This window comes from Streptomyces albus subsp. albus (assembly GCF_000725885.1).
Lineage (GTDB): Bacteria > Actinomycetota > Actinomycetes > Streptomycetales > Streptomycetaceae > Streptomyces > Streptomyces albus.
The window spans coordinates 170,241-190,111 of sequence record NZ_JODR01000008.1 but is presented as its reverse complement, the minus strand read 5'-3'; the positions used below and the strand labels follow the sequence as shown (position 1 = coordinate 190,111).

The following is a 19,871-nucleotide window of genomic DNA, read 5'->3' as shown; positions in this document are numbered from 1 at the left end:
CGCCGGCGCGTCCTAACGGCGGCCGGGCCCGGGGGCGGGGCTCCCGGCCGGGGCGGGGGCCGTGCGCCGGGGTGTGCCGGCCGTGGGTGCCGGCAGACTGCCGGGCCGCACCAGCCGGAGGCGGTAGGCCAGTGCCGCCGCCTCGCCCCGGGTGGCGACCTCCAGCTTCGCCAGGATGTTGGAGACGTGCACGCTGGCCGTCTTCGGCGCGATGTGCAGACGTTCGGCTATCTGCCGGTTGCTCAGCCCTTCCGCGACCAGTTCCAGGACGTCCCGCTCCCGGCGGGTGAGGCCGAAGGACGCGGCCGGGTCGCTGGGGGCCCTCGGCACCTGCCGCGCCGGGTGCTCCTCCGCGGCGGCGGTCAGATCGGTGCGGGTGCGGGCGGCGAGCTGTTCGGCCTCGGTCCGCAGCGGGACGGCCCCCAGCAGTTCGGCCGTGCTGTGCGCCTCCCGCAGCAGCCGGGCCGGCGCGGGCGCACCCGGCGCCGGGAGCGTGCCCGCTTCCAGCAGCGCCTCCGCCCAGTGCAGCCGGGCGTGGGCCAGGGGGTGGGGGCGGCCGACGGGTTCCAGGGCGCGGACGGCGGCCTCCCACAGGGCCGGCTCGTACCGCCCCTCGGCCCGCGCGAGTTCGGCCTCCAGCAGCAGCGCGTACCCCTCCCACACCGCTGCGGGCCGCGGCAGTTGCCGGGCGGCGCGGCGCAGCCGGCCCAGTACGGTGGCGCGTCCGTAACAGGCGCCGGGCAGGCCCCATGTGGCGGCTTCGTGGCAGGCGGCGCCGGTCAGCAGGGCCCAGGCCTGCGGGTGGCTGCCGGGCCGGAAGCCCTCGTCCAGGGCGCGGGCCAGCTCGGCGCGGGCCTCGGCGAGGTCGCCGCGTTCGGCGGCGAGGGTCATGGTGTGGTGCCGCAGCTCGACGGCTTTCTGGGGGTCGAGCGTGCGGGAGGGACCGAGGGCGGCCACGGCCTCCTCGACGGCGGCGCGCAGGGCGGACGGATCGCCCCTGCCGTGGGCGAGGCGGGCGCGCAGCAGTGCGACCCAGGCGCGGACGTCGGCGGCGCGGGCTGCGCTCCGGGCCTCGTCCAGCAGTTGTGCGGCCCGCTCCCACGCGCCGGTGGACAGCAGTGCCTCGGCCTGCCCGGCGAGTGCGCCGGCGTAGGAGTTGGGACGGCCGCGCTGCTGGGCGACGTGTGCGGCGCGGGCGGCTTCCTCCGCGGCCTGCGCCGAGCGGCCGGCGGCCTCCAGTTCGACGGCGATGGTGGTGGCGGCCGACGTCATGACGCCGGTGAGTCCTGCCTCGTCGGCCTCGTCGCGGGCGCGGGCCATCTCGGTGAGGCCCTCCTCGAGGGCGCCGGACTCGGCGAGCAGCGAGCCGAGGGTGACGCGGGCCTGGAGTTCGATGGCGGTGGCGCCGACGATCCGGGCCAGTTCGACGGCGCGTACGGCGGTGGCCAGTGCCTCGCGTCCGGGGCGGTGCACCATGCCCCAGCCGGCGGCGCTGGTGAGGATCTCGGCGTGCACGGGCGAAGGGGGCAGGCCGCGGACCAGTTCCTGGGCCCTGGCGATGTGCGCCCAGCCGTCGCCGCCTCCGACGTCCTCGGTGAGCATGGCCATCCGCAGCTGAAACCAGGCGGCGGTGAGCGGGTCCTTGTGCTCGTCGAGCCGGGCCAGGGCGCGGCGGGTGAGCACTTTGGCGCGGGCCACATCACCGCTGGTGCGGGCGGCGACGACGGCTTCGGCCAGGACGTCCGTGAAACGGGGCGGCCTCGCCCGGCGGCCGGTGTCCGCGGCCCGCCCGCACGCGTCGGTGCGGGGGAAGGTGCGGGGGACGATCAGGGCGGGGAGTGCTTCCCTGGTGTCCTCGGCCACCTCGTCCCACAGTTCGATGACGCGTTCCAGCAGTTGGTGTTCCTCGGCGTAGGCGTGCCGGCGGCGGGCCTCGACGGAGGCGGCCAGTGCGGCGGGCAGGGCCTTGGCGGCGTCCCGGCCGCGGTACCAGTAGTGCGCGAGGCGGGCCAGCCGCTCCTCGTCCCGTACCAGGCCGGGGTCGGCTTCCAGGGCTTCGGCGTAGCGGCGGCTGATGCGGGCGAGTTCGCCGGGGAGGAGGTCCTCGCGGACCGCTTCGCTCAGCAGCGCGTGCCGGAAGTGGTAGCCGCTGCCGTCGTCGGTGGGCCGCAGCACGTTGGCGCCGACGGCGGCGCGGAGTGCTTCGAGCAGTGCGTCCTCGCCGAGCCGGGCGACGGCGGCCAGCAGGGCGTGTTCGACGGCGGAGCCACCGCCCGCGGCGAGCCGCACGATGCGCTGGGCCGGCTCGGGCAGGGCTTCGAGGCGGACGAGCAGCAGGTCCCGCAGCGAGTCGCTGATGGAGCAGGAGGCGCAGGTGGCGGTGAGTTCCTCGACGAAGAAGGGGATGCCCTCGGAGCGGCGGTGGACCTCGTCGGCCAGTGCGCTGTCGGGTTCGGCGCCGTTGATGCCGGTCATCTGGGCGTGGACCTCGGCGCGGGTGAGGCGCGGCACCTGGAGGTGGAGGACGGTGCGCAGCCGGTCCTGTTCGGCGAGGAAGGGGCGCAGCGGGTGGCGGCGGTGGATGTCGTCGCTGCGGTAGGTGGCCAGCAGTACGAGACGGCAGGCGCGCAGGGAGCGGATGAGGTAGCCGAGCAGTTCGCGGGTGGAGCGGTCGGCCCACTGGAGGTCTTCGAGGGCGACGACGAGGGTGCGGCGGGCGGCGAGCCGCTCCAGCAGCTGGGCGGTGGCCTCGAACAGCCGGGCCCGTCCGCCGTCGGCGTCCGCGTCGGCGTACTCGTCGCGCCGGTCGGCGGGTGCGGCGGCTGTGGCGGGTGCCGCCAGGTCCGGGAGGAGCCGGGCGAGTTCGCTCTCGCGGCCTTCGGCCGCGGCGGCCAGCACGGCCGGGTCCACGGCGCTGCGCAGGCCGCGCAGCGCCGTGGTGAAGGGTGCGAAGGGGAGGCCGTCGGCGCCCAGTTCGAGGCAGCCACCCACGGTGGTCACGCTGCCGGCCGCGCGGGCCCGTTCCAGGAACTCCTCCAGCAGCCGGGTCTTGCCCACGCCTGCCTCGCCGCCGAGCAGCAGGGCCTGCGGGGCGCCCTCGGCGGCACGGGTGAGGGCGTCGGTGAGCGCGGCCAGTTCCGCTGCCCGGCCGACGAAGACGGGGCTGACGCTGGTGTGAAGGGGCACGGTGCTCAGCATGGCATCCGGCACCGTCACGGGGCATCCGTCTTCCGCGCGCGGGCCCGTGCTCAGGCCGCCTCGACCCACTCCGTCCCTCCCCGGCCGTCGTCGCGGCGGCCGGACCGGCGGGCGGGGCGGGAGCGCGCCGCGGCGCCGTTCTTCTCCTTCCCCTCGTGTGCGGCCCGTGCCTGGCGCACCAGCCGCTCGTGGTCGGCCTCGCGCCGCAGGTCGGCCATGCGGAGCCGGTAGTGGATGTCGGCGTCGTAGAACACGGTGGTGTCCCCCTCGATGTCGTGCGGACGATGTGTCTCCACACTGGCGCCGGGCGCCGGGCCGGCACATCGGGCAACTGCCGTGTCCTGCCGGCACGGCCGACTTAGCGCACCGGCCCGGCCGCCCTAGGCGTGCCGGGGCCGTACGTAAGGGGGTGCCCTAGGCGGGGCGGTGCTAGGTGCGGGGGCGGGCGAGGTCCCGCGCTTCGCGCGGGGCGGACGGACCGGGGAGGGAGGCGCCGCCGGGTGCGCAGTCGGCCGGTTCGATGCTGATGCGCGGCAGCCGGCGGTCCAGCCATCGGGGCAGCCACCAGTTGGCGCCGCCGAGCAGATGCATCAGGGCGGGGACCAGCAGGGTGCGCAGGACGAAGGCGTCCAGGGCGACGGCGGCGGACAGTGCGATGCCGAACATGGCGATGATGCGGTCCCCGCTGAGGACGAAGGCGCCGAAGACGGAGATCATGATGACGGCCGCCGAGTTGATCACCCGGCTGGTCTCCGAGAGGCCGACCCGCACCGCGCGCCGGTTGTCCCCGGTCAGTCGCCATTCCTCGTACATGCGGCTGATGAGGAAGACCTGGTAGTCCATGGAGAGCCCGAACAGCACCGAGATCATGATGACGGGCAGGAAGGGTTCGATCGGGCCGGCGCTGCCCAGGCCGAGCAGTTCGCTGCCCCAGCCCCATTGGAAGACGGCGACGACGACGCCGAAGGAGGCGGCGACCGCCGCGAGGTTCATGGCTGCGGCCTTGAGGGGGATGCCGATGCTGCGGAAGGCGAGGAGCAGCAGCAGACAGCCCAGTCCGGTCACCACGCCGCCGAACAGCGGCAGCTTGCCGACGATGATGTCGGCGAAGTCGTCGTAGCCGGCGGTGGGGCCGCCGACCAGGACCCGCATGGTGGAGCCGTCCTCGGCCTCGGGCAGCACCTCGCCGCGCAGCCGGTCGACCAGGTCGGAGGTGGCCTTGGACTGGGGTGAGGTGTCGGGCACCACGGTGATGACACCGGTGTCGCCGCTGCCGTCGAACTCGGGGCCGCTGACCTGGGCGACGCCCGGGGTGGCGCGGAGCGCGTCGGGCAGGTGGTCGAAGGCGAGCCGGTCACCGGTGCCGCCGAGTTCGCCGACCAGCGTGAGCGGGCCGTTGGTGCCGGGCCCGAAACCGTCGGCGAGCAGGTCGTAGGCCTTGCGGCTGGTGCTGGTGGCCGGGTCGTTGCCCTGGTCGGAGGTGCCCAGGTGGAGGCTGAGGGTGGGCAGGGCGAGGACGGCCATCAGCAGCGCGGCGCACAGGCCGAGCGCCTTGGGGTGGCGTTCGACCAGCGCGGACCAGCGCATGGCCCAGCCGGTGGGCCGGTCGGGGCGGGGCCCGTGCTCGGTCAGCCGGCGCCGCTCGCGGCGGGAGAGGGCCCGCATGCCGATCATGCCGAGCAGGGCGGGCAGGAGGGTGACGGAGGCGGCCACGCTCAGCACGACGGTGAGCCCGGCGGCGAGCGCGACGCCGTTGAGGAAGCTCAGCCGCAGCACGAACATGCCCAGCAGGGCGATGCAGACGGTGGCCCCGGCGAAGACGACGGCGCGCCCGGAGACGGTCACGGCGCGCGTGGCGGCCTCCCGCACGGGCAGTCCGGCGCGCAGTCCTCTGCGGTGCCGGGTGACGATGAACAGGGCGTAGTCGATGCCGACGCCCAGGCCGACGAGCATGCCCAGCATGGGGGCGAAGCCGGCGACCGTCATCACATGGCTGAGCAGTCCGATCCCGGCCGCCGCGGTGCCGACCGCGACGACGGCGGTGATCAGGGGCAGGGCGGTGGCGGCCAGGGAGCCGAAGGCGAGGAAGAGCACGACGGCCGCGGCGGCCAGTCCGATGGCTTCGGCGGTCTTCCCCTTGGGCGGTTCGGTGGTGCCGGCGCTGTCCCCACCCGCCTCGACCTGGAGTCCGTCGCCGGCGGCCTTCCTGGCGGTCTCCATCACCTGACGGGGCTGCTCGGCGGCGTCGTCGTCGGCGTCGTCGGCGGTCTCGTGGAAGGTGATGCGGGCGTAGGCGGTGGTGCCGTCCTTGCTGATCTGCCCGTCGCCGCCCGTGTCGTAGGGGGACGCGACGGAGGCGACGGCGGGCTGCCGGGCAACCTCGCGCAGGGTGTCGGTCATCCGGTCCCGGACGGGGGCGGCGCGTACGTCGCCCTCGTCGGTGTGCCATACGAGGGTGTCGCTGTCGCCGCCGCGGTCGGGGAAGGCCTTGGTGAGGAGTTGGGCGGCCCTGCCCGATTCGGTGCCGGGGGCGCCGTAGTCGTCCGAGTAGACGCTGCCGGCCAGCGCCGAGGCGGTGACCGCCCCGGCGAGCGTGGCCAGCCACAGCAGCAGGACGAGGAGGCGGCGCCTCAGGCACCAGCGGGCAAGAGCGGTCACGGGCGTCGCCTGCTATCGGGTCGCACGGGCAGGGACGGAACAAGCCGGCCGCGCCCGCGGCCGGACCGCCGCGGGTGTGCGCGATGGCGCCGGCCCGGGCTGCGGGCACGGCGCGCGGGCGGGGTCCCGGCGGCCGGGAAAGACACCCGGCCGGTACGGCGGGTTCCGTTTCCAGCAGAGTGCCACCCCGAAAAGATCCTTTGCGGCCTTTGTGGTGATACCCACATACCGGGCCGCTGGGGAACTTTCGCGGAGCGTCTCAGCCGGTCACCGACTCCTCACCGTTCTCGATGTGCCCCATCAGGCGCCGCTGGAAGGTCTCGTCCTCGGCGACCCGCACGGCCAGGTCGTGCCAGCCGTGCGCCGCGCCGGTGCGGTGGACGACCGTCCGCCGGGTGCCCGGCGCCAGCCGTACGGTGCGCGGTTCGGCGTCGCTGTAGGCGAGCGGCTCCAGACGGAAGGTGAGGGTGCTGTCGCCCTGGTTGGCCAGCCGCAGCCGCAGCTGACGGGAGTGCCCCTCGATCCGGCTGGTGACCTCGGCGCGGGCCGCCGCCCCCTCGGCGCTGCCGGCGAACTCGCGGCGGAAACCGTTCGGTCCGGTCACCGTGAACCGGTAGGCGCCGTCCTTGACCGGCACCCGCTCCTCCCGCTCCCCCTGTACGTCGTGGTGGCGGGGCGTGGCGTACTCCCCCGCGTACGGGTAGAGCGCCAGGTGCGCACTGGCCCGGCCACTGTTGCGCATCCGGAGCGTGACCCGCGCGGCTCCGCTGTCGTACACCGCGTCGGCGTCCGGCTGGTACGGCAGGGGGCGGGCCCTGCGCCGGCCGGGCTCCTGGCGGGGCTGCTCCTGCTCGGCCGGCGGACGGGGCCGCCAGCGCGCGGTGAAGGGCGGGATGGCCCCGGGCTTGTCGGTACGCGGCTGACGGCGGTGCCGGGAGAAGTCGAACGCGCTGGTCAGGTCGCCGGCGACGGTGCGCCGCCAGGCGGAGATGTTCGGCTCGCGCACCCCGGTCCAGCGCTCCAGGAAACGGATGACCGAGGTGTGGTCGAAGACCTGGGAGCAGACGTAACCGCCCACGGTCCACGGCGAGATGACCGTCATCGGCACCCGCATGCCCAGCCCCGTCGGGTTGCCCTGCCAGTACTCGTCCGTCACGTCGGCGGGCGGCACCGGCGGCGGCACGTGGTCGAAGTAGCCGTCGTTCTCGTCGAACATCAGCAGCAGCACGGTGTGCCGCCACACCTCGGGGTTGCGGCCCAGCGCGTCGAGCACCTTGTAGACGAAGGTCGCCGACTGGATCGGGGACGAGCTGCCCGGGTGCTCGGAGTCGGCGGCGGACGGCACCAGATAGCTGACCTCGGGCAGCCGTCCGGCGTCCACGTCGGCGGCGAACGCCTCGGCGGTGCTGCCGGGTTCCCCGCGGAAGAGGGCACGGTCGAAGAGGCTGCGCTCGTTCTCGCCGAGTGCGGCCAGCCCCTTGTCCAGGGCGGCCAGCAGCCGCTCGCGGCCCGCCGCGTCGGCCTCGGCCATCCTGCCGTAGAAGGCGGTCATGTTCGTGACGCCCGCCACCTCGGCCAGCGCCTTGCGGGCCACCGCCTTGAAGGAGGCGTAGAACTCCAGGTTGTTGTCGGTGAAGTTGTCCCACTCCTGGTAGACCTGCCAGGAGTGGCCCGCCTTCTGCAGCCGTTCGGGGTACGTCGTCCAGGCGTAGCCGCGGTGGGTGTCCTCCGCGTACGCGTCGTTGCCCACCGCGCGTCTGCCGCTGCCGGGCTCGTAGCCGGTCCAGCCGCTGACCAGGTGGTTGCGGTTGGGGCTGGTGGAGGAGTGGATGGACGAGTGGTAGGCGTCGCAGATCGTGAACGTCTCGGCCAGTTCGAACTGGAGGGGGATGTCGGCGCGGTCGTAGTGCGCCATGGTGGCGGCGGTCTTCGCGGTGACCCAGTTGTCCATCCAGCCGCCGTGCCACGCCTTGGCGCCGCCGGCCCAGCCGTGGTCGAGGTCGCCGATGTACTGCGCCTCCTGCTGCTGCGCCTCGGCCGCCTCCCGGACGGAGAACGGCAGGACGGTACCGGCACCGAGGAGGCCCGGCTGTTCGAAGACGCTCTTGCCGCCGGGCAGGGTGATCGCGTTGCGGTCGCCGTAGCCCCGCACGCCGCGCAGCGTGCCGAAGTAGTGGTCGAACGAACGGTTCTCCTGCATGAGGATCACCACGTGCCGGATGTCGTCGAGTCCGCCGCGCCCCTTGCCGCGTCCGGCCCCGGCGGCGTCGGCGGCGATGGCCTGCCGCAGCGAGGGCGGCAGCAGCGAGCCGGTCACCCCCAGGCCGGCTGCCGCCGCCGTCATGCCCAGTGCCCGCCTGCGCGATATCCCCCGGCCCGTGGTTCCTTCGGTCATCCCTGCCGCCTCCAATGGTTCGTGTACATGCCATTGCCGAACGCGACTGGGACCGTAGCCAACCGAAGTGACGCGCGAAAGGTCGCGGGATGGACATTTCCTTACCCGCCGCCCCGCCTGCGCGCTCCCGCCCCGCCGAACCCGCACCGGGGCGGGGACGGTACCGGTGCTGTCGTGGGACGGTCACGTGACCGTACGCCCTGCCACCCGGGCCGGACGCACCCGCTAGCCTGTGGGAACTGTCCGGCGCCCGGACCCGGGCCAGGCCCCGGACGGGCCAGGCGGGCAGCCGGGCCAGGCGGGCGGGCCGGACCGATTCCGCGTGGCCCCACCGCACGTACCACACGGGATGGGGGACGGTCGTTACGTATGCCCAGGGAATTCCAGCGCGGCCACAAGGCCAGGATCAGTGATCTGACAGCGGGCACGGATCTGTACGTCGGAGTGCAGATCGCCGGAGCCGGACTCTCCTTCGACATCAGCTGTTTCGGGCTGGACGCACAGGAGCGGCTCTCCGACGACCGCTACTTCATCTTCTTCAACCAGCCCAAGTCCCCCGAGGAGTCCCTCCAGCTCCTGGGCCCGCAGGCCGGGGACACCGAGTCGTTCCGGGTGACGCTGGAGCGCATCCCGCAGCACGTGCAGCGGCTCTCCTTCACGGCGACGGTGGACGGCGCGGGGCAGATGTCGCAGATCGGCCCCGGCTGGATCCGGCTCGTGGCCGGCGGCGAGGAGGTCGCCCGCTACGCCTTCGACGGCTCGGAGTTCAGCACCGAGCGCGCCGTGATGCTGGGCGACATCTACCGCAAGGACGACGTGTGGCGGTTCGCCGCGATCGGGCAGGGCTTCGACGGCGGACTGGACGCGCTGCTGAAGAACTTCGGCGGTGAGATCGCCGAGGAACAGGAGGGTGCCGCCGCGACGGCACCCGGGTTCGCCCCGCCCGGTGGCGCTCCGGCGGCGCCGCAGCCGGCGCCCGGGTTCGCACCGCCGGCCGGCCCCGGCCCCACGCCGCAGCAGCCGCAGGCACCCCAGCAGGCGCAGCCCTCTCCGGCGCCCCAGCCCTCTCCGGCGCCGCAGCCGGCGCAGGCGCAGCCGTACGGGCAGGAGCCGCCGGCGCATCAGGTCCCGCCGCAGTACGGGCAGGCACCGCAGCCGCAGGCGCCCCACTACGACCAGCAGGCACCAGCGGCTCACCAGCCCCCGGAACACCAGCAGCCTCCACTGCACCAGCAGGCGCCGCACCAGGCGCAGGCGCCACAGCAACCGCACGCGCCACAGCAACCGCAGGCACCGTACGCCCCCCAGCCGCCCGCCCCGGACATGCACGGGGCGCCCACGATGGCGGGCCCCGCAACCGTCCAGCCGCCGCACCAGCCGGGCCCGCCGCACCAGCCGGGCCCGCCGCCCGGACAGCAGTTCGGGGCTCCGGGCATGCCTCAGCCCCCGCAGCAGCACCAGGCCCCGCAGGCGCCCCCAGCTCCCCAACACCCCCAGGCACCGCAGGCACCCCAGCCGCCCCAGCAGCCCGGCCCGCCCACCCCGCCCGGGGGCCAGCAGCTGGGCAACCCGTTCGCACCGCAGCCCGGCGGGTTCGGCGCCGGACAGGCCCCGCAGGCACCACAGATCCCGCAGGGCCCGGCCGCCGGCGTCGGGGCGGTCCTCCAGAAGTTCCACGAGGTGCCCACCGGGCAGCGCTGGACGCTCCAGAACCCCTCGCTGATCCGCGCCGACATCGGCGTCGACGGACAGCCCGTGCTCGCCAAACAGGGCAGCATGGTGCTCTACCAGGGCAAGGTCGACTTCTCCTACAAGGGCGCCGGGTTCACCGGCCGCGTGGTCGGCAACGCCACCGGCCAGGAGATGCAACTGATGCGCTGCACCGGCCGCGGGCAGGTCTTCTTCGCCGAGAACGCGGCCCATGTGCACCCCGTCGAGCTCCAGGGCGACGCGCTGTGCGTCTCGGCCGACAACGTGCTCGCCTTCGACGAGTCGCTGCAGCACGAGGTACGGCGGATCGAGGGCCACGGCATTCCCGGCGGCGCGCTGTTCACCATGCAGTTCAGCGGCACCGGCACGGTCGTGGTCAAGACGCAGGGCGCGCCCGTCGTCCTGCCCGTCACGCCCACGACGTTCGCCGACGCACAGGCCGTCGTCGCCTGGTCGGCAGCGGCCCAGGTCATCATCTCCAGCCAGGTGCGGCTGCGCCGCAACGCCTACCCGGGGCACAGCGGGGAGAGCGTGAACCTCCAGTTCCGGGGCGCGCCCGGCAACTTCATCGTCGTCCAGCCGTACGAGGTCTGAGGGGGAGCCCGTCATGAACCAGCCAGCAGCACTCGCGGGTTTCGCGTCAGCGCCCGTCACCGCAAGGATGCAGAACCACGGCGCCCATATGGTGAAGGTCGCCATGCAGTCCGGCCACGACCTGTTCGCCCGCCCGGGCTCGATGGTGGCCTACGAGGGCTTCGTCCAGTACGAGGCCAACCCGCCCGCCGTCCGCCAGATGGCCTCCCAGTGGCTGACCGGCGAGCAGAACCCGCTGATGCTCTGCCGCGGCGACGGACTCCTCTACCTCGCCGACTACGGCGCCGACGTGGTGTGCGTCAACCTCAACGAGGAGTCGCTGTCGGTCAACGGCACCAATCTCCTCGCCTTCGACGCGCACCTCCAGTGGGGCGTCGAGCGCGTCAAGGGCCTCGCCAAGTTCGCCGGGCAGGGGCTGTTCAACGTCGGCGTACGCGGCACCGGATGGGTCGCCCTCACCACGCGCGGCACCCCCGTCGTGGTGGACTGCGGACGCGGCGAGGACGAAACCTACGTGGACCCCGACGCGCTCGTGGCCTGGTCCAGCGGCCTGAAGATGAAGGGCAAGCGCAGCATGAAGGCGGGCGCACTGATCGGCCGGGGCAGCGGCGAGGCGTACCAGATCGCCTTCTCCGGCCAGGGCTTCGTGGTCGTCCAGCCGAGCGAGGACAGCACGGACCGCATCCGGATCCGGGGCTGACGGGGGAAGGAGAACAGCCGTGCAGAGTTCACTCTTCGGATACGCCGAGGTCCAGACCCAGGACCGCTACGCCGTGCAGAACCCGCAGCTCCTGCGGGTCCAGCTGACCGGCCACGACGACGTACTGGCCCGGCAGGGCTCCATGGTCGCCTACCAGGGGCTGATCGAGTTCGACGCCGAGTACCAGTCACAGGGCCAGCGCCGCGGCCCCGCCCAGGAACACCTCCCGCTGATGCGCTGCTCCGGCCAGGGCACGGTCTTCCTCGCCAACGTGGCGCAGTACGTCCACGTGGTGGACGTCGACCGGGACGGGCTGACCGTGGACGCCGCGTACGTCCTGGCCATGGACTCGACCCTGCACCACGAGATCATCTCCGTGGACAGCCAGTTCGGCATCTCGGGCACCGGTGCGTACAACCTCAACATCACCGGGCAGGGCAAGGTCGCCCTGATGACCTCGGGCGAGCCCCTGCTGCTGAACGTCACCCCGGACACCTACGTCAACGCCGACGCGGACGCCGTCGTCGCCTGGTCCAGCGGGCTGCGCGTCCAGATGCAGGCCCAGACCTCCTCCCAGGGCGTCTGGCGCCGCCGCGGCACCACCGGCGAGGGCTGGGAGCTGTCCTTCCTGGGCCAGGGCTACGCCCTCGTCCAGCCCAGCGAACTGCTGCCGCCGCAGGGCGCGGAGGGCGCGAACGGGCTGCTCGCCCAGTACGGCATGGGCGCGCAGGGGGCCCGCGGCCAGAACCAGGGCAACATCTTCACCAACCGGTAGCCGACCAGGTGGCGGCTGTCCTCGCGAGTCCCGCGTGGACAGCCGCCGTCGCCGCATCATCCGCCGTACGAGACCACGACGCCGCCCATCGACTTCGCCACCTCGTCGGCAAGCCCGAAGTCGCAAAGATTCACCGACCAGTTCCCGGCCGTCACGATCCGTACAGGCACATTCTTGTACCGAATCGTTCTACGCAACTCTTCGTCGCGCTTGGCCTCTGAGGAATACACCGACACAACGGCGCAGTTGGAGTCCCGGGGATTGCCCGTGTTGCAGGCGATACCGCCGGTCGGAGTCGTTTCCCGGTCGCGGCAACCCGCGATCCGGCCCAAACGGTCAGCCACGTCCTGCGGACTGGCGTAGCGAGGCTTGTGAGGAATGCGAGGAAGCCGGTACTCCGGGACTTCGGTACTCGCAGCCGGTTTCAGCACCACTCCTCCCAGTGCCTGGGCGAAGCGAGGAGCGAACTGGGGGTCGGCCACGTCGACGAACCAGTTACCGGCCGCCACGACCGCCCGGTGCGGTGTCGACTCACGACGTGCGGCAATCGTGTCGCCGATCTCGTCCCGATTGAAGTCGCGCGGAGGTGACACCGCGATCTCGCTCTCGAACGTCTCCCCGTCGACAGTGGCGCGGCAGGTGAGAGCAGGCAGCCGGCCCTCGACCTCAGGGGCCTTGCGGACCACTTTGCAAGGCAGCCCCGCATCGGTCAGTTTGTCGACGACCGCAGAAGCGTCGCGATAGAGCGGCTTCTCCGGGACGGACCGAGGCATCCGCTTCAACGGCGGCGGGGAGTCATCCCCGCCCAGTCCGCAAGCACTTGTCATCAGTAGTGAAACCGCAGCCAGCGTGACAGTCAGCCTTGAGTACGGCCTCGACGTCCTCGTATGCATGCGTCTCCGTGTCAGTGGGCCGGAGGTGTAGGAGAGGGGCCGGGGCTCGGTGCCGGAGTACCGGGTTTCGGCGCGCCCGTGCCCGTGCCGGTGGTCGGCCCTCCCGCAGCGTAGATCGGGTCCAAAGAGATGTGGTGCCCGGCCGGCGTCTGGGCTTCCAGTTGCCTGACGGCGGCAGCTCTTTCCTTTTCGGTCAACCGCTCCCAGGCCATGGCATCATCAATGTACGGCGAGATCCTATCCCAGTTCCGCCCCCGAGCCTTGATGTCTCCACCTCTCATATCGGATTCATCACCGTATGCCTCGTTCTTCTCCCGTACATCAGGAGTATCCGCTGCATAGAGAGTGAAGAGTGCTTTGTCCGTACCTCCTCCGTAACCGTTGGCACGTAGATCACGAAGGTGATAGGCGCTCATTCTGATGGCGTCGTTGGGATGCTCCTCGATGTACTTGCTGAGCTGGCTGTCATCCATCCTGCTCAACGGGGCCCCATTATGCGTAAACTGTTCCGGATGGGCTCGGAGGACCTGCCGGGCAGTGTCTGGCTTAATGTGGGTGATCCCCAGCGATTTGTCCGGCTTTATGGTTTCCTGGAAAATCTGATTGGTGAATCTCCCCACCCAGGAAGCCGGCCCATTCAATCCCGGGTCAATATTCTGGTACCATTGCTGCTCCTGCCACAGGATGGAAAGAAGCAATTTCTTACTGATCCCTGTCTCGCGAGCAGCATTTTCAACGGCACGCAATTGCGACTGCGACACATTGATCGGGTGAATGTCCCCTCGCCCCTGATTGAGCCTGAGCGCAAGAGCAAGCGGAGAATCATCCTCCAACGCTTGGCGAATCAGTGCGACATCCGATACGTTCGTCAGCCCCGCTATGGTCCGCAAGTCACGCGCTGCCTCGACGTCGGCCTTGTTGGCTCTGTTCAGCGCCTCGTCGACAAGCATCTGGGCGTGATCTACCGGTTCCATGTGGGAATCGCTGCCCGGCTTCGACGCAACCGGGTGATCGAGCTGCACCCGGCCGCTCTCTTGTATCTTCAGATCATGTTTACGGGCATAGTCAAGAACACTTTCGAGCGATGACTGCGCCCCTTCTATCTCGTCGGCCAGAGTATCGTACACTTTCACCAGGGATTGCAGTACTTCCTTCGCCGCTGAAAAATCCTCAGCATGCTTCACGAATCTTCTACGGGCGGACTCCCCGGTGTCCCCCTTCCAGCACTGCCCCAATGTTTTTGCGACTTCGTCGCCTGCGAAACTGGCCATCTGTCCGCATTTTTTGGCAGCCCTGGCAATATCATCCGCCGCATCCCGCCACTGCTGCGGTTTCGCCTCCCTCAGGTCGGACACAGACACCGGCATCAGCTGTGCTCCATCCAGTCGGCGGCCTTTCTCATCCGCGAGTACACTGAATAGTCCTCACTGATTTGCTTGTCCATTGCTTTGGTCAGAGCGTCGGCCGCGTCGTCGATGACATCACTGAATTCCCTGAGACGCTTCTGCCACGCCGCAACACATTCATTACTGGCCGCCCCAGCATCCCACCCCTTATGTGTACGACCAGGTGTCTCAGCGTCATCGAGCTTGGCTTTGTTCTCGCCCTTGTTGTCGTGGACGCGCTTCGCCTTGGTCCGCACCGGGTCGTCATCCAGGTACAGATTTGGTGCGCCCGTAGGTCCCGGCCCGGGGGTGTCGGAACTGGCCAATTGGAGTGAGTCACGTCGGCGGCGGTCTGCCTCAGCGCGAAGCTGCGCCCACTCTTCTTCGAACGACATCCAGCCCCCAACATCAAGTCCACCCTCAAGCCTAACAGTGAGCGAACGCCCGGTTGCAAGGCGTCGCAAAGACCTCCCCGTCGTGCCGGCAAGGGGACTTGCAGCCGCCCGGCAAGAATCTGGATGTGCATTCGACCTTCCGGCCTGCGACGGTGGCCGACCCGGCCACCCTGTCGGGCGTTCACGGCGCCCACGTCCCAGGGCCGCTCCGTACCTGGAGGGTCTCCGCCGCCGAGACGCGGAGGGCGGGGCCCTCGTCCAGGGAGAGCACCAGGGCGAGGCCCCCGGTCAGGAACGGTTCGCTGCGGACCGCCCGTACGGTGCGCCACGCGCCGTGCGCGTGGACGCGCTGACCTGGCCGTACGGTCAGCGCGGCGGCGCTCACCTCCGCCGGCTCGGCCGGGGTACCGCCCCGCACCTGGGCCCACACCGTCTTGCTGATGCCGCACGCGCGGCGCTCCGTACCCCACCGGTGCGCCAGCGCGTCGACGAGGAGCAGGCCGTAGCCGCCCTCGTCCTCCCCCGGAGCGGGGTGCCGCCGCTGCGGCTCGGCAGCGTTGGTGTCGCTCACCTCGACGCGTACGCCGCCGTCGTCCTGCCGCGCGATACGAACGGCGATCCGGCGGTCGCGCGGCGCGCGGGCCTTCAGGGCGTTGGTGACCAGCTCCGACAGGATCAGTTCGGTGTCGGCCGCCGTGCCGGTGCTCACGCCCCAGGCCGTGAGCACGGCGCGGACCATCCCCCGCGCGCGGGGCACGCTCCGCCGCGTGCGGGGGATGTGGAAGCTCACGTCATACGTCTCGTCGTCGTGCTTGTCGGCCATTGCGGCTCCGGTTCAAGAGGTCGGCTTCAACTGAATCCCCGCTGCGCGGCCGGAGTTCGGCTGCTGCGCAGCAGCCTGGAGGGCGCGCGATGAATGGTGCAACGTTGAATGCCGAATCGGCCGCACGATTCACTCTTTCAGGGAACCGCTGGAGCCCCTGGTCCACGCTCTGATACCCACTGGGACATGCCACCTGTGAAGCCATCCACCGTGCTCGGCCGCCAACTCGGGGACGAACTGCGGCGGTTCCGCGAAGCCGCCGGTCTCTCCACAGCTGATGCCGCCGCAGTGCTCGACTGCACCAAGGGCAAGATCAGCCGCATGGAGAACGGGCACGTGCCGGTCCGGCTGCCGGACCTGAACGCCCTCGTCACCGCCTACGGCATCTCGGACACCCGGACCCGGGAACGGCTCACGGCGCTGGCGCGCCGCGCCAACCGCCGACGCCGTGATGGCTGGTGGCACGAGTACAGCTCCGTGCTGAGCGACGCCTACCGGGACCAGATCGAGATGGAAGCCATCTGTTCCCAGATCCGCACCTTCCAGGTGCAGGTCGTTCCGGGTCTGCTGCAGACCGCCGAATACGCGCGTGCCATCGCCGTCACGTCACGAAGCTGGAAGACGCCCGAGGAGATCGATCAGGTCGTGCAGGTCCGCATGGCCCGGCAGCGCCGGCTCACGGGCGAGGACCCCATGCATTTCTGGGCAGTCCTGGCCGAAGGCGTTCTGCACCAGCAGGTCGGCGGCCCCGCCGTGATGGCCGAGCAGCTCGCGGCCCTCGTCGACCTCGCCGACCGGCCGAACATCACCCTCCAAGTGCTCCCGTTCTCCCGCGGTGCGCACGCGAGTATGCTCGGTCCTTACGTGCTGCTCGGCTTCCCGCAGCCGACGGCACTCGACCTGGTGCTGTCGGAGACAGCGACCCGCAACACATGGGTCGAACGGGAGGCGGAAGTGGTGAGCTACCGAGCGCTCTTCGACGATGCTCGCACCAATGCCCTCCCTCCAGCGGATTCGGTGGCGATGATCAAGCGCATAGCAGCGAAGGCCAAACAATGAGAAGTCGTTGCCCCAGCCAGAATCAGGCGCAGAGACCGGCCTGGCGTACCAGCAGCTACAGCGGAGCCCATGGCGACTGCGTCGAAGTCGCCACCAACCTCGACGCCACGGTCCCGGTGCGGGACACCAAACAGCGCGGGGACGCCAGCCGGCTCACTCTCGTCTTCCCCCGCGAGGCGTGGGTCCAGTTCCTTGCCCACTGCAAGGGGGAACAGGCCGCGTAAACAGCCCCCTGAGCGGCTGGTCGCCGCAGACGGGCCGTGCTGCGGTCGGCGAGACATTCCACGTCTGTTCGTGCGGCGAGCCGCGAGTTCGTCAGTTCGGCGCATTCCCCATCCTGACCAAACGCCGGAGACGCGGCATAGTGCTGGCCATGCCGGGTCGGAGGCACTTCCCCCGCAAGCCGGAGGACGTCTCGGACTTCGAAGAGTGTTCGCGGACGCCCTGTCACCGACCGACTCTCGCCCTCACCCACCGAGTAGCCCAGGAGTACCGCTCATGATCCAGCGCACCCCCGCACCCGCCTGGCGCACCAGCAGCTACAGCGACGACCGGGAGGCGTGCGTCGAAGTCGCCACCAACCTCGACGCCACCGTCCCGGTGCGGGACACCAAGCAGCGCGGGGACGCGCACCAGCCCACTCTCGTCTTCCCCCGCGAGGTGTGGGCGCGGTTCGTCACCCACGTCAAGCCCCGGGAAGGGGCCACTGGATAATCGCCCGCATGGAAACGCTCTCCCCCTCCTCCCTCCGTGATCTCGGCGACGGCCTCTACCTGTGGAATCCCCCGCGGCGCGGGTGGGGTCTGGCCAACTGCGGGCTGCTCGCCGGTGCGGACGGCGGGCTGTGGATCGACACCCCGTACGACCGGCCGCTGGCCGAGACGTTCCTCGCCGCGTCACGCGAGGTGCTCGGCGACGGCGCGGACATCTCCCGCGTCGTCGTCACGCACGCCAATGGCGACCATCTGTGGGGCGCCGACGTGGTGCCGGACGCGGAGGTGATCGCCACCCGTGAGGCGCGGCACCACATCGAGCTGGAGCCGACGCCGCAGCAGTTGGCGGGGCTGATCGGGACGGCGGGGTCGGGCTCCCAGGTGGGCCGGTACCTGGGCGAGCACTTCGGCCACTTCGACTGGTCCCGCACCACCGTGCGGAACCCCTCGACCGTTTTCGAGGGCACCCTGGAGCTGACGGTCGGGGGGCGGCCGGTGCTGCTGACCAGTCTGCCGCCGGCCCACACGACGGGCGATCTGACCGTGCATCTCCCCCAGCACGGTGTCGTCTTCACGGGTGACATCGTCTTCGCCTCGACGCCGGAGAGCCCGGGCGACCACGCGGTGCACTGGGCGGGGCCGCTGGAGAACGTCATCGCGGCCTGCGAGCAGGTGCTGGCCACGGGTGCGCGCACCATCGTGCCCGGTCACGGGCCGGTGCTCGGCCAGGACGGGCTGCGCGCCCACATCGGCTACCTCAGCCGCGTACGCGAGCGGACGCACGCCCTGCATGCCCAGGGGCTGCCCGCGCTGGAGGCGGCCCGCACCCTGGCGCGGGAGAACGAGTGGCCGGAACTTGGCCTGGTGGAGCGGCTGGTGGTGACCGTCGGCACCGAGTACCGGCACCTGGACGGTACCGAGCCGCAGCCGATAGCCCATGTCATCCCCGACATGGCGGCCTTCGCCGAGGAGTTCTCCGCAGGCTGACGGGCCGGCCGGTGCGACGGCGAACGCCCCCGGTGGGGACCTCCACCGGGGGCGTTCGTCATGGGTCGTGCGGCGTCAGCCCTCGACGCCCAGCCGCTCCAGGATCATCTGGCGGGCGCGGGCGGCGTCCGCCTGACCACGGGTGGCCTTCATGACGGCGCCGACCAGGGCGCCGGCAGCCTGCACCTTGCCGCCGCGGATCTTCTCCGCGACGTCCGGGTTGCCGGCGATGGCCTCGTCCACGGCCTTGCCCAGCGCACCCTCGTCGGAGACGATCTTGAGGCCGCGCTTCTCGACGACCTCGTCCGGGGTGCCCTCCCCGGCCAGTACGCCCTCGATGGTCTGCCGGGCCAGCTTGTCGTTGAGGGAGCCCTCGGCGACCAGCGCGCAGATCCGGGCGACCTGCTCGGGGGTGATGGCCAGCGCGGTCAGCTCCACGCCGTCCTCGTTGGCACGGCGGGCCAGCTCACCCATCCACCACTTGCGGGCCTGGTCGGCGGGGGCGCCGGCCTCCACGGTGGCCACGATCGGGTCGACGGCGCCGGCGTTGAGCACGGACTGCATCTCGTGCGCGGAGATGCCCCACTCCTCGCGCAGCCGCATCCGGCGTACCCGGGGCAGCTCCGGCAGGGTGGCCCGCAGCTCCTCCACCCACTCCCGGGAGGGGGCGACCGGCACCAGGTCGGGCTCCGGGAAGTAGCGGTAGTCCTCGGCCTCCTCCTTGACGCGGCCGGAGGTGGTCGAGCCGGTGTCCTCGTGGAAGTGGCGCGTCTCCTGGATGATCGTGCCGCCCGACGAGAGCACCGCGGCGTGCCGCTGGATCTCGAACCGGGCCGCCCGCTCCACGCTCCGCAGCGAGTTGACGTTCTTCGTCTCGCTGCGGGTGCCGAACTTCTCGGTGCCCTTCGGACGCAGCGACAGGTTGACGTCGCAGCGCATCTGGCCCATCTCCATCCGGGCCTCGGAGACGCCCAGCGCCTTGATCAGCTCACGCAGCTCGGCCACGTACGCCTTGGCGACCTCGGGGGCGCGCTCACCGGCGCCCACGATGGGCTTGGTGACGATCTCGATGAGCGGGATGCCCGCACGGTTGTAGTCCAGCAGCGAGTGCGAGGCACCGTGGATGCGGCCGGTGGCCCCGCCCACGTGGGTGGACTTGCCCGTGTCCTCCTCCATGTGGGCGCGCTCGATCTCCACGCGGAAGACCTCGCCGTCCTCCAGCTGGACGTCCAGATAGCCGTCGAAGGCGATCGGCTCGTCGTACTGGGAGGTCTGGAAGTTCTTCGGCATGTCCGGATAGAAGTAGTTCTTCCGGGCGAAGCGGCACCAGTCGGCGATGGAGCAGTTGAGCGCCAGGCCGATACGGATGGCGGACTCCACGCCCGCCTTGTTGACCACGGGCAGCGCGCCGGGCAGGCCCAGGCAGGTCGGGCAGACCTGGCTGTTGGCCTCGGCGCCCAGCTCGGTCGAGCAGCCGCAGAACATCTTGGTCCTGGTGCCGAGCTCGACGTGGACCTCCAGGCCCATGACGGGGTCGTAGGAGGCCAGCGCCTCGTCGTACGACACCAGTTCGGTGACGGTCACGG

Annotated in this window: 16 protein-coding genes; 7 read left to right on the top strand and 9 right to left on the bottom strand. The window is 71.2% G+C overall.

What is annotated here, in order from left to right:
• Positions 1-12 precede the first annotated feature (12 nt).
• The 4 genes from IO40_RS0110265 to IO40_RS0110250 all read right to left on the bottom strand — a co-directional run bounded on the left by IO40_RS0110265 (position 13) and on the right by IO40_RS0110250 (position 8,251).
• A complete protein-coding gene (locus IO40_RS0110265; protein ID WP_078659710.1) occupies positions 13-3,198 on the bottom strand; it encodes a helix-turn-helix transcriptional regulator in 3,186 nt (1,061 codons plus the stop codon).
• Positions 3,199-3,248: 50 nt separating this feature from the next.
• Positions 3,249-3,494: a hypothetical protein gene (locus IO40_RS33405; protein WP_033228687.1), complete on the bottom strand. Its 246-nt coding sequence runs from the start codon at positions 3,492-3,494 to the stop codon at positions 3,249-3,251.
• 133 nt (positions 3,495-3,627) lie between these two features.
• The gene (locus tag IO40_RS0110255) at positions 3,628-5,856 is read right to left on the bottom strand and encodes an MMPL family transporter (protein ID WP_031175297.1); all 2,229 of its coding nucleotides are present in this window, start codon (positions 5,854-5,856) and stop codon (positions 3,628-3,630) included.
• 259 nt (positions 5,857-6,115) lie between these two features.
• On the bottom strand, positions 6,116-8,251 hold the full coding sequence (locus IO40_RS0110250; protein WP_031175296.1) for a phosphocholine-specific phospholipase C: 2,136 nt from the start codon (positions 8,249-8,251) through the stop codon (positions 6,116-6,118).
• 369 nt (positions 8,252-8,620) lie between these two features.
• On the opposite strand from IO40_RS0110250, the gene IO40_RS0110245 reads away from it, so the two are divergent.
• The 3 genes from IO40_RS0110245 to IO40_RS0110235 are packed head-to-tail and all read left to right on the top strand — an operon-like array spanning position 8,621 to position 12,030.
• Positions 8,621-10,555: a TerD family protein gene (locus IO40_RS0110245; RefSeq protein ID WP_031175295.1), complete on the top strand. Its 1,935-nt coding sequence runs from the start codon at positions 8,621-8,623 to the stop codon at positions 10,553-10,555.
• Positions 10,556-10,568: 13 nt separating this feature from the next.
• The gene (locus IO40_RS0110240; RefSeq protein WP_016469930.1) at positions 10,569-11,255 is read left to right on the top strand and encodes an AIM24 family protein; all 687 of its coding nucleotides are present in this window, start codon (positions 10,569-10,571) and stop codon (positions 11,253-11,255) included.
• A 19-nt stretch (positions 11,256-11,274) separates the two neighbouring features.
• A complete protein-coding gene (locus IO40_RS0110235; protein ID WP_016469929.1) occupies positions 11,275-12,030 on the top strand; it encodes an AIM24 family protein in 756 nt (251 codons plus the stop codon).
• Between the two features lie 56 nt (positions 12,031-12,086).
• On the opposite strand, the gene IO40_RS0110230 is transcribed toward IO40_RS0110235, so the two are convergent.
• The 4 genes from IO40_RS0110230 to IO40_RS33400 form a co-directional block, all read right to left on the bottom strand.
• Positions 12,087-12,803, bottom strand: coding sequence for a hypothetical protein (locus IO40_RS0110230; protein ID WP_031175294.1), 717 nt, complete (start codon positions 12,801-12,803; stop codon positions 12,087-12,089).
• Between the two features lie 131 nt (positions 12,804-12,934).
• Positions 12,935-14,290: a hypothetical protein gene (locus tag IO40_RS35700; RefSeq protein WP_078659703.1), complete on the bottom strand. Its 1,356-nt coding sequence runs from the start codon at positions 14,288-14,290 to the stop codon at positions 12,935-12,937.
• On the bottom strand, positions 14,290-14,703 hold the full coding sequence (locus IO40_RS37565) for a hypothetical protein (protein ID WP_135567544.1): 414 nt from the start codon (positions 14,701-14,703) through the stop codon (positions 14,290-14,292). Before IO40_RS37565 ends, IO40_RS35700 begins: the two co-directional genes overlap by 1 nt.
• A gap of 181 nt (positions 14,704-14,884) precedes the next feature.
• Entirely contained in the window at positions 14,885-15,526 is a 642-nt protein-coding gene (locus IO40_RS33400; RefSeq protein WP_031175293.1) for an ATP-binding protein, read from the bottom strand.
• A gap of 186 nt (positions 15,527-15,712) precedes the next feature.
• Here IO40_RS33400 and IO40_RS0110215 point away from each other — a divergent pair, with 186 nt between their 5' ends.
• From IO40_RS0110215 to IO40_RS0110200, 4 genes are all read left to right on the top strand, one after another.
• Positions 15,713-16,585 (top strand): helix-turn-helix domain-containing protein, encoded by an 873-nt coding sequence (locus IO40_RS0110215; RefSeq protein ID WP_031175292.1) that lies wholly within the window; start codon positions 15,713-15,715, stop codon positions 16,583-16,585.
• Positions 16,582-16,809 carry a DUF397 domain-containing protein gene (locus IO40_RS0110210; RefSeq protein ID WP_016469923.1) on the top strand — a complete coding sequence of 76 codons (228 nt, stop codon included), beginning with the start codon at positions 16,582-16,584 and terminating at the stop codon, positions 16,807-16,809. The genes IO40_RS0110215 and IO40_RS0110210 overlap by 4 nt, the downstream gene beginning before the upstream one ends.
• Positions 16,810-17,083: 274 nt before the next feature.
• Positions 17,084-17,299, top strand: coding sequence for a DUF397 domain-containing protein (locus tag IO40_RS0110205; RefSeq protein WP_016469922.1), 216 nt, complete (start codon positions 17,084-17,086; stop codon positions 17,297-17,299).
• An 8-nt stretch (positions 17,300-17,307) separates the two neighbouring features.
• Positions 17,308-18,285, top strand: coding sequence for an MBL fold metallo-hydrolase (locus IO40_RS0110200; RefSeq protein ID WP_030408237.1), 978 nt, complete (start codon positions 17,308-17,310; stop codon positions 18,283-18,285).
• A 75-nt stretch (positions 18,286-18,360) separates the two neighbouring features.
• On the opposite strand, the gene gatB is transcribed toward IO40_RS0110200, so the two are convergent.
• Positions 18,361-19,869 (bottom strand): Asp-tRNA(Asn)/Glu-tRNA(Gln) amidotransferase subunit GatB, encoded by a 1,509-nt coding sequence (gene gatB, locus IO40_RS0110195; RefSeq protein ID WP_016469920.1) that lies wholly within the window; start codon positions 19,867-19,869, stop codon positions 18,361-18,363.
• Positions 19,870-19,871 lie beyond the last annotated feature (2 nt).

Coding starts and splice junctions, on each gene's coding strand:
- IO40_RS0110265 (WP_078659710.1), bottom strand. CDS start 3,198: ATGCTGAGCACCGTGCCCCTTCACACCAGCGTCAGCCCCGTCTTCGTC.
- IO40_RS0110250 (WP_031175296.1), bottom strand. CDS start 8,251: ATGACCGAAGGAACCACGGGCCGGGGGATATCGCGCAGGCGGGCACTG.
- IO40_RS0110245 (WP_031175295.1), top strand. CDS start 8,621: ATGCCCAGGGAATTCCAGCGCGGCCACAAGGCCAGGATCAGTGATCTG.
- IO40_RS0110240 (WP_016469930.1), top strand. CDS start 10,569: ATGAACCAGCCAGCAGCACTCGCGGGTTTCGCGTCAGCGCCCGTCACC.
- IO40_RS0110230 (WP_031175294.1), bottom strand. CDS start 12,803: ATGCCTCGGTCCGTCCCGGAGAAGCCGCTCTATCGCGACGCTTCTGCG.
- IO40_RS35700 (WP_078659703.1), bottom strand. CDS start 14,290: ATGCCGGTGTCTGTGTCCGACCTGAGGGAGGCGAAACCGCAGCAGTGG.
- IO40_RS37565 (WP_135567544.1), bottom strand. CDS start 14,703: ATGTCGTTCGAAGAAGAGTGGGCGCAGCTTCGCGCTGAGGCAGACCGC.
- IO40_RS33400 (WP_031175293.1), bottom strand. CDS start 15,526: ATGGCCGACAAGCACGACGACGAGACGTATGACGTGAGCTTCCACATC.
- IO40_RS0110215 (WP_031175292.1), top strand. CDS start 15,713: ATGCCACCTGTGAAGCCATCCACCGTGCTCGGCCGCCAACTCGGGGAC.
- IO40_RS0110210 (WP_016469923.1), top strand. CDS start 16,582: ATGAGAAGTCGTTGCCCCAGCCAGAATCAGGCGCAGAGACCGGCCTGG.
- IO40_RS0110205 (WP_016469922.1), top strand. CDS start 17,084: ATGATCCAGCGCACCCCCGCACCCGCCTGGCGCACCAGCAGCTACAGC.
- IO40_RS0110200 (WP_030408237.1), top strand. CDS start 17,308: ATGGAAACGCTCTCCCCCTCCTCCCTCCGTGATCTCGGCGACGGCCTC.